Origin of the sequence: Sinomicrobium oceani, assembly GCF_900119185.1 — a bacterium.
GTDB classification, from domain to species: Bacteria; Bacteroidota; Bacteroidia; order Flavobacteriales; family Flavobacteriaceae; genus Sinomicrobium; species Sinomicrobium oceani.
This window is the reverse complement of sequence record NZ_FPJE01000036.1, coordinates 30,386-42,106: the sequence shown is the minus strand read 5'-3', so window position 1 is coordinate 42,106 and position 11,721 is coordinate 30,386. Positions and strand designations below refer to the sequence as shown.

The window sequence follows — 11,721 nt, the reverse complement described above, 5'->3', positions numbered from 1 at the left end:
CCCGCCACAAGATGAGATTTCTTTAAAGGGTCGTGGGAGATGACCACGTTGATAGGCTACAGGTGTATAGGCAGTAATGTGTTAGCCGAGTAGTACTAATTACCCGTAAACTTATAATACCGCTTGTTTACTTTAGTATTTATGGTGTTGTTTTATCTCAATATGTTACGATATCGGCCTTTGTGCCATAGATTTAAGGTGGTTATAGCCATGGGGCTCACCTCTTACCATACCGAACAGAGTAGTTAAGCCCATGAGCGCAGATGGTACTGCGAGAGCGGGAGAGTATGTCGCCGCCTTCTTCGAAACCCTTCACAAGACGTGAAGGGTTTTTTTTTTGATGTAAGGTTAGTAAATCATAGGAATATCTTTTATCGGTACCCGTCGATATTCTGCACTCTTCAGATATTCGGATGATCCCGGAAATGTTGGGCATTAAAACAGCTTATCTGTCTATAAATCTGTCTAATCCTCAAGCTGTTAAGAAGTGTCCGGGATTTAAGTTACTTTGTAAGAATAAACAGTGAAACTATTTTGTTTAAATTTGTAGTTCGCATAACAATTAACGAATGGGATTAGTAACGGCTAAAGAAGTTGCAAAGGCAATTCATGTTGACAAGTATGGTGTTTTCGGAACCTTTATAGGTTGGCTTCTGATGAAGTTACTTAAAATATCTACACTGAATAAAATATATAACAGAAACAAGCATCTCAGTGATATCGAATTTCTCAACGGCATACTTGATGAATTTCAGATTCGTTTCGAAATCCCGGAAGAAGACCTGAAGCGATTGCCCAAAGAGGGTAGCTATATCACCATATCCAATCATCCTCTCGGTGGTATTGATGGTATTCTCTTGCTCAAGCTGCTTCTCGAAGAACGGCCGGACTATAAAATCATAGCCAATTTTCTCTTACATCGTATAAAACCCCTGGAACCTTATATTATGCCTGTCAATCCTTTTGAAGATCATAAGGATGCCAAGTCGAGCATATCAGGGTTCAAGCAGTCTTTGCGGCATTTAAAGGAAGGTCATCCGCTCGGGATATTTCCTGCAGGTGAGGTTTCTACCTATAGAGATGGTAAATTGATCGTGGATAAACCCTGGGAAGAAGCTGCGATGAAGCTTATAAAAAAAGCAGAAGTGCCTGTAATCCCGGTATATTTTCATGCAAAGAACAGTCGTTTGTTTTACAGGCTTGCCAAAATGAACGATACCTTGCGAACGGCCAAATTGCCTTCCGAACTGCTCACACAGAAGAACAGGGTAATTAAAGTGCGTATTGGCCGTCCGATATCGGTAGAGACGCAAAGGGAATTCGAAACCCTGGAAACATTTACCGAATTTCTGAGGAAAAAGACTTACATGCTGGCCAATCCGTACGAGAAGGAGAGTTTGCTGACCAAAGTGCCTACTTCTTTAAAATTACCTAAGGTTCCTAAGAAAATTATTACTCCCGTAGAACCGGAACTGATGGACGCGGAGATCTGTAAGCTCAGGGAAGATGACTGCCGTTTGCTGAAGAGTAAAGACTATGAGGTCTTTCTGGCACCTTCCGGGCGCATTCCCCATGTTCTGCAGGAAATCGGAAGGTTAAGGGAAATTACTTTCCGTGAAGTCGGAGAGGGGACAAATCAGGCTGTGGACCTGGATCACTTTGATACCTATTACCACCATATGTTCTTGTGGGACAATGCAGAAAAACGTATCGTAGGAGCTTATCGTATGGGATTGGGGTCGGAAATATTTTCGGCATACGGGATCGACGGTTTTTACCTGCAGGATCTTTTCCGGTTCGAACCCGAGTTGTACAAAATGATGAGCGAATCTATTGAGATGGGACGCGCGTTTATCATCAAGGAATATCAGCAAAAACCAATGCCGTTGTTCCTGTTGTGGAAAGGTATTGTACACACAACGCTTAGGTACCCCGAGCATAAATACCTTATCGGGGGGGTAAGTATCAGTAATCAGTTTTCGAATTTTTCCAAGTCACTGATGATCGAATTTATGAAATCCAATTATTACGATCCTTATGTGGCCCAGTATATAAAACCCAAAAAAGAGTTTAAGGTAAAGCTCAAGGATGCCGATAAGGATTTTGTCTTTGATGAGACCGAGGCGGATCTCAACAGATTTGATCGTATCATCGATGAAGTGGAACCTGGGAACCTGCGTTTACCGGTACTTATCAAAAAATATATAAAACAGAATGCCAAGGTAGTGGCATTCAATGTTGATCCTTTATTTAATAACTCCGTAGACGGCCTTATGTATATCCGTATCGCGGATCTTCCGGAAAGTACTGTAAAACCAGTTATGGAAGAATTTCAGGAGGAACTGGAACGAAAGTTTATGAATAATGATAAATAAGCAGAGCCTGCGATGTTCCGAGCGTGTTATAAGTTGTTCTTTATACAAAATTAACTTTCGGGTAAAACCCTGTTCATATTACCAAAGAATTTCCTAATTTTGCATTTTATTTTAAGGGTGTTTACGGTTCTTCAAAACGTTGTTTGTCAATGTTTTTATGAACGTCAAGCACTTTTTTATTATCTGTATTTCACCATATTTCGGATGGGGACAGTTTATATTATAGCTTAAAGTGAAGTGTACATAATGACCAACCGTATTTATCCCGTATTATTCGTATTCTCTTTTTTCTACCTTTTCTTTAGTTCCCTTGGTTTTGCTCAGCAAGTATCTGTAGACTCGATCCCGGAATGGAAGATCGATTACGGCAGCAGGGGCTTTGAAATCAAATCCTCGGACCGGCGTTATTTACTTCAGATCCAGGGAAGAGTGCAGTTCCGTTTTGCTACTCCGGATGACCAGGACCCTGTGACTTTCGATGATTATAACAGTCAGAACAATGGGCAGTTTGAAGTTAACCGGGCACGGCTGAAAGTAGGAGGAAATGTATATGAACCCTGGTTAAAGTACTATTGGGAATACGAATTACAGCGTTCCAATCTTTTGGATTTTCGTGTAATGGTAGAAAAGTGGGAATGGTTAAAACTGAAGGTCGGACAATGGAAAGTAGAATATTCGAGGGAAAGAAGGATAAGTAGCGGAGAGCAGGGACTTATGGACCGATCCATTATAAACCGCCCTTTTACTGTAGACAGACAGCAGGGCATAGAACTATACGGCAGATTAAAAAATAACGGGATACTCGATTTTAGTTACTGGGCCGGTATGTTTACCGGAACCGGAAGAGGAACCGATAGTAATGACGACAAACACCTGATGTACTTCGGAAGGTTGCAATGGAATTTTCTGGGAGAAGACATCGGTTTCAAGAGTACCGATTTTGAATTTCATTCCAGACCTGCAGCTATTATCGCCCTGGCAGGCGTTACAAACAGAAGTCCGTACACTCGTTTTTCGCAATCCGGAGGAGGATTTTTAAATGGTTTTGAAGACGGTGTTGCCGGGCAATACCGGGTGAACCAGTACAACCTGGAAACCGCTCTGGTCTACAACGGATTTAGCTGGCAATCGGAGTGGCATCACAAACAGGTTGTCGATCGTCTAACCGAAACCAATGCTACAACCAGGATGGAAGGATTTTATGTGCAGGGAGGATATCTTGCCAACGCTTTGATAGCCTGGTGGCCCAGGCCCTTGGAAATTGCAGCGCGATATGCACGCTTTACACCCGATACGGAGATCAGGGGCGATTTTCAGGAGGAGGCTACCCTTGGGTTCAACTGGTTCTTTAAACGGCATAAAAACAAGCTCACCGTAGAGGTCAGTCATTTCGATTACGAAGTAGGAAATAATGGTATAGACGATAAATTCCGTTTCAGAGTGCAGTGGGACATATCCTTCTGAGTGCCCGAAGTCAGTTGTCCCCGAAAAATTTCCGTTCTTCTTCGGTCAGTAATCTCGAACGGGTGATAAAGCGTTTGCCTAAAGGTATTTCCAAAGAAAAACTCGCTCCCCGTCCTTCGGTGATATCGATAGTGAGGTGTGTGTGTTTCCAGTATTCGTACTGATCTTTATTCATATAAAAATCGATACCTTCTATACGACCCAATAATACGTCGCTTTCATCGAGATAGATATCATCTTTTTCCAGGAGCATCGGAGAGGAGCCGTCACAGCATCCACCACTCTGATGGAAGATCAGTACACCATGTTTCGTTTTGAGTTCACGTACGGTCTTTGCTGCAAGGTCTGTTATAGCTATTCGTTGCATATTTGTATAATTATCATATAAAAGGCTGAACCCGTAAACGATTCAGCCTTTCAGATTCTACTTCATGTTTTTTTAGAAAAAACCGAGTTTCTTCTTGTCGTATGAGATCAGCATATTTTTGGTCTGACGGTAGTAATTGAGCATCATCAGGTGATTTTCTCTTCCGAAGCCCGATTTTTTATAACCGCCGAAAGGAGCGTGTGCCGGATAGGCATGATAGCAGTTTACCCATACGCGGCCTGCTTTGATTGCCCTGGGAATCTGGTATAACTGGTGGGCGTCCCTGGTCCATACCCCGGCTCCGAGACCATACAAAGTATCATTGGCTATTTCGATAGCTTCTTTTTCATCTTTGAATTTGGTTACACAAACCACCGGGCCGAAGATCTCTTCCTGGAAAACCCGCATCTTGTTATGCCCTTCGAGTATGGTGGGTTTGATGTAGAAACCATTGGCCAGATCACCATCGAGTTTATTGGCTTCTCCGCCGCACAATACTTTTGCACCTTCTTCTTTACCGATGTCCAGGTATGATTTTATCTTTTCATACTGATCATTGGAGGCCTGGGCTCCCATCATGGTTTTGGTATCATAAGGGTTGTCCTGTACGATGGCTTTGGTGCGCCTGACAACGCGTTCCATGAACTTGTCATAAATTTTCTCCTGTACCAGCATGCGCGAAGGACAGGTACATACCTCTCCCTGATTAAAGGCAAACAGTACGGCACCTTCTATTGCTTTGTCCAGATAATCGTCGTCCGCATCCATCACACTGTTAAAGAATATGTTGGGCGATTTCCCTCCGAGTTCCATGGTTACCGGGTTCAGGTTCTTCGATGCATATTGCATAATAAGTTGCCCTGTAGTGGTTTCTCCTGTAAATGCAACTTTTGATAATTTCGAACTCGATGCGAGGGGTTTTCCGGCTTCAGGACCAAATCCGTGAATTACGTTGACCACTCCGGGAGGGAAAACATCGGCTATTTTTTCCATGAGCAGCGTTGCCGATGCAGGTGTCTGCTCAGCAGGCTTCAGAACGACACAGTTTCCGGTGGCCAGTGCAGGCGGAAGTTTCCAGGAGAGCATGAGTAAGGGGAAATTCCACGGAATAATCTGCCCGACCACCCCGAGTGGTTCCTTGATATTCATAGAGAGTGTATTGGCATCAAGTTCTGTTGCCGTTCCTTCTTCGGCCCGTATGCAGGCTGCAAAATAACGCCAGTGGTCTACCGATAAAGGTACGTCGGCATTGAGGGTCTCACGTATGGCTTTCCCGTTGTCGCAGGTCTCCACAAGTGCAAATTCTTCGAGGTTTTCTTCGATAATGTCCGCTACCTTGTACAACAGGGCGGCACGTTCTGCAGCCGGGGTATTGCCCCAGCTTTCTTTAGCCGCATTGGCCGCGTCAAGTGCCATTTCTACATCTTCCTTTTGCGAACGGGGATATTTGGCAATTAGACTGTTGTCTATCGGCGACCGGTTCTCAAAATATTCACCTCCTACGGGATCTACAAACTTTCCGTTGATAAAATTTCCGTAGGTCTTCTTAAACTTTGGCTTGGAATAACTCATCTTTTTTCAATTAAATCTATTAGACTTTAATGATTGTTTTACTTGTTTTTTAAGGGTAATTTTCTTGAAATACACAACCTCTGTTTTTAGGTCCGGATTGCGACATTTTTAATTATCATAAATTTATATTATGATATTGTGATATTCTTGAACATATTTATTAAATTGTTGTACGAATCTATCATTCCTCACCGCCTTTATTAATTTTAGTCTTAATATGTATGAACCATTTACTAAAGCATCATAAAAGCAGTAGAAAACTTACTACATTGGTAGAGAATAAAACTACGTACAGTGCGGATTATGCAGAACTGAATATTTACGAGACGCACGAGTATGCCGAGAAGATCGCATTGCGGTTCGACTTTCCTGTTATTGCGAGTATGCTCACCGGTAAGAAAGTAATGCATATTGAGGGCATGTCTTCTTTTGATTTTTTTCCGGGCGAATCGGTAGTGATGCCGGCGGGAAAGGAAATGGTGATCGATTTTCCGCTTGCACGGAAAAATAATCCGACGCAATGTCTCACCCTCGGAATAGATACCGAAAAGATCACGGAGGTCGTAGAGCGGTTCAACGCCGATATAGCCGTGGAGAAGGAAAGTCATAACTGGGCACTCGACAGTACCGCTTCTCATCTCTTACACAATATCGAAGTGGATTACCTGGTGAAACGCCTGGTTTACACCTTTACCAAAAATGAGGTCTCCAAGGACATATTACTGGACCTGATGATACAGGAGCTGATCGTAAGGCTATTGCAAACCAAAGCGAAAGCCTTTTTACTGAAAAATACGGACGATGATGTTTTTAATGATACCCGAATTGGAATGGTGATCAAGTATATCAAGCAAAATCTCACCGATAAGGAAATTTCCGTAGATATACTGGCCAGGAAAGCCTGTATGAGTGTATCACACTTCCACAAGAAATTTAAAAGCACACTGGGGGTCTCACCGATCGATTACATCAATTCGGAGAAAATCAGATTTTCAAAAAAGCTGATCAAAGAATCAAAAGAACTCCGCATATCGGAGATCGCCTTCAAGTCTGGTTTTAATAATACCAGTTATTTTAACAGGCAGTTCAAAAAAATGGAATTGATGACACCCCAGCAATTCAAGGCTTCGATAGTACCGGGTTGAATCGTTGTTTTAACGTCCGATCTTCACAGAAGTCATGGTAAGCGATCCGGCCACGGCCTTATCGTTAAAGAACGAGGTTTCGTCTTTACTGTCCTGTAACCCCAGAGTGTATAGCAGGGGGAGATAGTGTTCCGGTGTAGGGATGGCTATTTTTGCAGCTTCTCCCAGGGTGTCGTAAGCTATGAGCGAACGGTGATCTTTTGTAGCGATCCGGTTTTTAAAGGTCTCGTTGAGTTCCAGTGCCCAGTCGTAACCGTACGTACCTTCCATTTTATCCCATGCTATCATTCTTAGGTTGTGCACCATGTTTCCACTGCCGAGGATCAATACTCCTTTTTTACGCAGTTTATAAAGTTCTTTTCCGAGGCTGTAGTGATATTCGGGTGGCTTGGAATAATCGATACTAAGCTGTACTATGGGGATGTCGGCATCCGGATACATGTGCCTGGTAATGACCCAGGCCCCGTGATCGAGTCCCCATTCGTGGTCGGGAATGACAGATGCGGACCGGATGAGTTCAGAAGTTTCTTTAGCCAGTTCCGGACTTCCTGGAGCCGGATATTGTACGTCGTAAAGCGCTTCGGGAAATCCCCCGAAATCGTGAATGGTCTCAGGAAAATCCATGGTGGTAACCCGGGTTCCTTTCGTATACCAGTGTGCGGAGATCACGAGAATCGCCGTTGGGGTAGGGAGTGCTTCAGCTGTTTTTTTCCAGCCGTTTGAAAACTCGTTATTTTCTATGCCATTCATAGGCGAACCGTGGCCTATAAAAAGTACAGGCATCACTTTTCCGTTCTCTTTGAGCCCCGAGGTCAGGGTATGGAAGGAAGAGAGGGAAGACTCTCCGGCAGCTCCCGCCATTACGGATTTGATAAAGTTTTTTCGATCCATATTATGATCAGGTTATGGGGACACAAAATTCAAAACCCGGAATGGCATACCGGGTTTGATATTCTTTCGTGGTTTTTTTTAATTTTCGTCCTGAAGGAATTCGGCATTCGCAATAATACGTACTTCATCGCTGATCACGGCTTCCGGAAATTTTTCTCCTATCCCGAAGTCAGAACGTTTTATAGTACCGCTAACCTGGATTCCCCGGGTTTCCTTATTGCTCATCGGGTTTGTTACCAGACCCCTGTCGAGAACATTGAGATGTACGGTTTTGGTAATACCGTGAAGACTGAGCTCTCCGGTGAGGGAATACCTGTTGTTTCCTTCCTTTTTTATCTCCGTACTTGTAAAGCTCATTTCAGGATATTTTTCCGCATTAAAGAAATCGGTACTTTTCAGGTGATTGTTTCTGGCGTCTACCCTGGTGTCTACAGATACCGTTTGAGCAACCAGGCTAAACGCAGCATCTCTAAGGTCTTCTCCCTTGGCATTGAGGGTGATAGATACATCTTCAAATGCTCCGGAGATATCGTTAATGCCAAGATGGGTAACGGTAAATCCGAGCTGGGTATGTGGCGGGTCGCTTTTCCAAGTGTTACCTATAGTAGTAAATGCGCTTAAAGTGAGAAAAGCGATAGCAATGACAACTAACTTTTTCATAAGGTTAAAATTTAAAGGTTAAGAATTAATGATGTAAGATTTTCCAGCCTGCTTTTCGGCCATAATCATTTTCAGATCGAGCTGGATAAGGAGGAACTGCATTCTTTCTAAGGTCTGGCTGGCAGAAAGGTCACCGACAATGACAGGGTTGAATCCCGAGCAGCTTATCAGTTCGGATACATTCTCAAGCGCTTCGGTATCGTTGCCTGCAATGAAGGCATCAAATCGGTTGCCATCGATGACGGGAGTTTCGAAATCCGCAGCAAAAGTCGTACAGAATGCCTTGATGACTTTCGCATAGGGTAATAGCTGTTGCAGTGCTTCGGTAGCACTGCTATTGACATCGGTAACCATGCTTTTCAGGTCTTTGTGAACCGGATTGGTCAGGCTGATTATAATTTTCTGATTTACCACTTTCCGTATTCTTTCCGCTATTTCCTTTTCCGTACAACAAGGTACTGCGAGAATTATAATTTCTGCTTCCCAAGAGGCTTCTTTAATACAAGGAGCGATAGTAACATCGGCGTTGTGGTAGTCTCTCCTGATCTCGGCGAGCAGTTTTTCTGTTTTTTTAGTGTCCTGTCCGCAGAGTAACAATCTGTAATTGCCCCTGCAAAGGCTTTTGGATATAGCAGAGCCCATGCTTCCCGTAGCCCCTATGATAGCTATATGTTGTTTCGTTCTCATAATTTGGGTTTCCGTTTGACAAAACTCTGCAAGATCCTTACGTGTACCAATGACTCTCGTCAAGAAATAATATTTTTCGGGACGATCACGAATTCCTTCCGGCAATCTTTCTCCGGATCCGGCTCAGTGTTTCCGGGGCAAGCCCGAGATAGGATGCTATCATGTGTTGGGGTACCCGTTGGGCGATATGGGCATACTTGTGCATAAAAGCAATATAAAGTTCATCAGGGTGCAGGGAAATATTGGCGTTAAGTCTTTGTTGCAGCTCTATATAGGCATCGGTAACAAGTATTCGTACGAAAGTTTCATATTTGTGACTTTTCTTCAGCAGGGTTTCATGAGAAGATTTCGAGATAATAATAAGTTCCGAATCTTCTACAGCCTGGATGTTATAAGTGGCCTGCTCACCGGTAAGAAAGCTGTAGATGTCCAGGATAAACTGGTTTTCAGGAGCAAATTGTATGATGTGTTCGGCTCCGTTTTCTCCGGTAGAATATGATTTTAAAAGTCCTTTTTCGACAAAAACAACAAATTTACATATATCCTTTTCCCGAAGAATATATAGCTTTTTCCGGATTTTCCTGGTCATGAGATGCGCCTGAATAAGTTCCTGCTCTTCCTCGGTCAGCGCAACTTTTTGTCGGAAATTCTCAAAATATACTCTATACATGTCTACAAGATAAATAAATTATTGATATTCTGAAAGCTGAAAGTAGGTGTGATACCAATGATAAAAAACTTTATTTAGAATAAGTCTTTTTAAAAATATATATTTGCATTCGTAACCATGAAAAACAAAGCGGACAGATTATATTTTCAGAATAACAGTACCAAGAATTGGCTGAACGAAGGATTGTTCAACGAATTATTCGGCCGATATTGGGAAAAGCTGTTTGCTTTTTGTCTATCTCACACGAACGATGATGAAGGATCGAGAGAAATGGTTCAGGATCTTTTTTTATCGCTTTGGGAACGCCGGAAAAAAGTAGAGATCAAAACCAATATCGGACATTATCTCTTTAGCGGCGCCCGGTTGAAAATCGCGAAATATTACAGGGATAAAGCCTATGCTGAAAAAAAGATATCCGATGTAGGGCAAGGTGTCCGTAACGAAACCTGCAACACACAGGAATATATCCTGTATAAGGACCTTCAATGGCAGTTACGGCTGATCACAGCAGAACTTCCGAATCGCAGCCGCCAGGTCTATGTAATGAGTAGGAACGAAGGTTTGAAGATCAGGGAGATTGCCCTGAAACTGGACCTTTCCGAGAAAACCGTAGAAGCGCACCTCTCCAAGGCGTTGAAATTTCTGAAGGGCAGGATACGACAGCTCGGATTTTAGTTCCTTTTTCCGGTATTTATTCACCCAAAGCACGCTTTTTCCGTATACACTTTAATTTTTCCCGAAGGGACTAAGGGTTTTTTGCGGCTTGTGGAACTATTGGTATAGTAAACCGCAAAACTATGGAGTTGGATTCCGAAATACTACGGCGCTACAGCGAGGGAAAATGTTCCGTAACAGAGGTCGAAAAAGTAGAGCAGTGGCTGAAGCAGGGAGCACCTTCGGAGGAATATAAGCTCCCGGATTATATAGACAGGGAAACCGAAGAAAAACGGATGCGTAAAGCACTGTTTGAAAAAATACAGGAGAGTACACAGAGTTCCATCAGAAAAAAAAATCGTTTATCGTCTTCGGTGAAAGCACTTATGGCTGCCGCGGTGGTCATAATATTTTTGTGCTGTTATTATGTGGCTCCTGAATATTCAAACTTCTTTGCGGAAGAGACGGAACAACCTGTCTATCGGGAAGTATCAGTGCCTTACGGACAAAAAATAACCCTTATTCTTTCAGACAGTACTACGGTTCATCTGAATTCCGGGAGTACTTTCCGTTTTCCGGAACGTTTCATGGAAAAAGAGCGTATGGTAGAACTTCATGGGGAAGGTTTTTTTCGTGTCGCCAAAGACCCGGAACATCCTTTCCTGGTAAGGACTTCCCGTACCCGGACCAAGGTTTTAGGCACGGAATTTAATCTTCGGGATTTTGAAGAAGAAAAAAACAGTGAGATTACCGTAAACCATGGTAAGGTCGCCTTTTCTGGGATAGACACGACACAGGTTCTTTTTCTGGAAAAGTATGATCGCGCTGTTCTCCTGGGCAATGACACCCTGTACGAGGAAAAGGTAAAAGATAACGATGTAACGGAATGGATGGATGGGGTCCTGAAGTTCGATAACCTGTTGCTTGAAGAAGCGATTCCCGTCATAGAACGTTGGTACGGAATAAGAATGACTGTAAAAAATCCCGAATTGGAGAAGGTCAGGATCAAAGGACGCTTTCCGAAGCAGACGCTCCATGCTTTTATGGATAACCTGTCCTACTTGCTGAATGTCAGTTATGATATCCGGCAAAAAGAAGTCTTTGTTTATTTATAAAATATACCAAAATGTACAATACCTCATAGAATAACCGGCTGCTCCAGCTATAAAAACACCCGGTAACTTGTCGCCAAACGCCGTTACCGGGCTTATCGCAACCATTATGCAAGACACATAA

Annotated in this window: 11 protein-coding genes and 2 rRNA genes; 7 read left to right on the top strand and 6 right to left on the bottom strand. The window is 43.1% G+C overall.

Features of this window, described 5'->3' with window-relative positions:
- The 4 genes from BT112_RS20295 to BT112_RS20280 form a co-directional block, all read left to right on the top strand.
- Positions 1–119 (top strand): 23S ribosomal RNA (locus BT112_RS20295); the annotation flags it as partial.
- A gap of 75 nt (positions 120–194) precedes the next feature.
- Positions 195–302: ribosomal RNA gene (gene rrf, locus BT112_RS20290) — 5S ribosomal RNA — on the top strand.
- A 267-nt stretch (positions 303–569) separates the two neighbouring features.
- On the top strand, positions 570–2,375 hold the full coding sequence (locus BT112_RS20285; protein ID WP_072319292.1) for a GNAT family N-acyltransferase: 1,806 nt from the start codon (positions 570–572) through the stop codon (positions 2,373–2,375).
- Between the two features lie 246 nt (positions 2,376–2,621).
- Positions 2,622–3,839, top strand: a complete 1,218-nt coding sequence (locus tag BT112_RS20280; protein ID WP_072319291.1) for an OprO/OprP family phosphate-selective porin — start codon at positions 2,622–2,624, stop codon at positions 3,837–3,839.
- A gap of 10 nt (positions 3,840–3,849) precedes the next feature.
- Here the strand turns inward: BT112_RS20280 and BT112_RS20275 are convergent, their stop codons facing one another.
- Together BT112_RS20275 and BT112_RS20270 are read right to left on the bottom strand one after the other, a co-directional pair.
- Complete coding sequence (locus BT112_RS20275; RefSeq protein WP_072319290.1) at positions 3,850–4,206, bottom strand: DUF779 domain-containing protein; 357 nt, start codon at positions 4,204–4,206, stop codon at positions 3,850–3,852.
- Positions 4,207–4,278: 72 nt separating this feature from the next.
- Positions 4,279–5,778, bottom strand: coding sequence for an aldehyde dehydrogenase family protein (locus BT112_RS20270; RefSeq protein WP_072319289.1), 1,500 nt, complete (start codon positions 5,776–5,778; stop codon positions 4,279–4,281).
- Between the two features lie 221 nt (positions 5,779–5,999).
- On the opposite strand from BT112_RS20270, the gene BT112_RS20265 reads away from it, so the two are divergent.
- Positions 6,000–6,923, top strand: a complete 924-nt coding sequence (locus tag BT112_RS20265; protein ID WP_072319288.1) for an AraC family transcriptional regulator — start codon at positions 6,000–6,002, stop codon at positions 6,921–6,923.
- 9 nt (positions 6,924–6,932) lie between these two features.
- On the opposite strand, the gene ygiD is transcribed toward BT112_RS20265, so the two are convergent.
- From ygiD to BT112_RS20245, 4 genes are all read right to left on the bottom strand, one after another.
- A complete protein-coding gene (gene ygiD, locus BT112_RS20260; RefSeq protein ID WP_072319287.1) occupies positions 6,933–7,814 on the bottom strand; it encodes a 4,5-DOPA-extradiol-dioxygenase in 882 nt (293 codons plus the stop codon).
- A 78-nt stretch (positions 7,815–7,892) separates the two neighbouring features.
- Complete coding sequence (locus BT112_RS20255; protein WP_072319286.1) at positions 7,893–8,474, bottom strand: YceI family protein; 582 nt, start codon at positions 8,472–8,474, stop codon at positions 7,893–7,895.
- Between the two features lie 18 nt (positions 8,475–8,492).
- Complete coding sequence (locus BT112_RS20250) at positions 8,493–9,161, bottom strand: NADPH-dependent F420 reductase (protein ID WP_217652450.1); 669 nt, start codon at positions 9,159–9,161, stop codon at positions 8,493–8,495.
- Between the two features lie 85 nt (positions 9,162–9,246).
- Entirely contained in the window at positions 9,247–9,831 is a 585-nt protein-coding gene (locus BT112_RS20245) for a Crp/Fnr family transcriptional regulator (RefSeq protein WP_072319285.1), read from the bottom strand.
- Positions 9,832–9,948: 117 nt separating this feature from the next.
- On the opposite strand from BT112_RS20245, the gene BT112_RS20240 reads away from it, so the two are divergent.
- The gene (locus BT112_RS20240; protein ID WP_072319284.1) at positions 9,949–10,506 is read left to right on the top strand and encodes an RNA polymerase sigma-70 factor; all 558 of its coding nucleotides are present in this window, start codon (positions 9,949–9,951) and stop codon (positions 10,504–10,506) included.
- A gap of 122 nt (positions 10,507–10,628) precedes the next feature.
- The gene (locus tag BT112_RS20235) at positions 10,629–11,600 is read left to right on the top strand and encodes a FecR family protein (RefSeq protein WP_072319283.1); all 972 of its coding nucleotides are present in this window, start codon (positions 10,629–10,631) and stop codon (positions 11,598–11,600) included.
- Positions 11,601–11,721 lie beyond the last annotated feature (121 nt).

Bases quoted from the DNA above. Each gene is read 5' to 3' on its own strand.
- BT112_RS20240 (WP_072319284.1), top strand. From the start codon at position 9,949: ATGAAAAACAAAGCGGACAGATTATATTTTCAGAATAACAGTACCAAG.
- ygiD (WP_072319287.1), bottom strand. From the start codon at position 7,814: ATGGATCGAAAAAACTTTATCAAATCCGTAATGGCGGGAGCTGCCGGA.
- BT112_RS20235 (WP_072319283.1), top strand. From the start codon at position 10,629: ATGGAGTTGGATTCCGAAATACTACGGCGCTACAGCGAGGGAAAATGT.
- BT112_RS20250 (WP_217652450.1), bottom strand. From the start codon at position 9,161: ATGAGAACGAAACAACATATAGCTATCATAGGGGCTACGGGAAGCATG.
- BT112_RS20270 (WP_072319289.1), bottom strand. From the start codon at position 5,778: ATGAGTTATTCCAAGCCAAAGTTTAAGAAGACCTACGGAAATTTTATC.
- BT112_RS20255 (WP_072319286.1), bottom strand. From the start codon at position 8,474: ATGAAAAAGTTAGTTGTCATTGCTATCGCTTTTCTCACTTTAAGCGCA.
- BT112_RS20285 (WP_072319292.1), top strand. From the start codon at position 570: ATGGGATTAGTAACGGCTAAAGAAGTTGCAAAGGCAATTCATGTTGAC.
- BT112_RS20245 (WP_072319285.1), bottom strand. From the start codon at position 9,831: ATGTATAGAGTATATTTTGAGAATTTCCGACAAAAAGTTGCGCTGACC.
- BT112_RS20275 (WP_072319290.1), bottom strand. From the start codon at position 4,206: ATGCAACGAATAGCTATAACAGACCTTGCAGCAAAGACCGTACGTGAA.
- BT112_RS20280 (WP_072319291.1), top strand. From the start codon at position 2,622: ATGACCAACCGTATTTATCCCGTATTATTCGTATTCTCTTTTTTCTAC.
- BT112_RS20265 (WP_072319288.1), top strand. From the start codon at position 6,000: ATGAACCATTTACTAAAGCATCATAAAAGCAGTAGAAAACTTACTACA.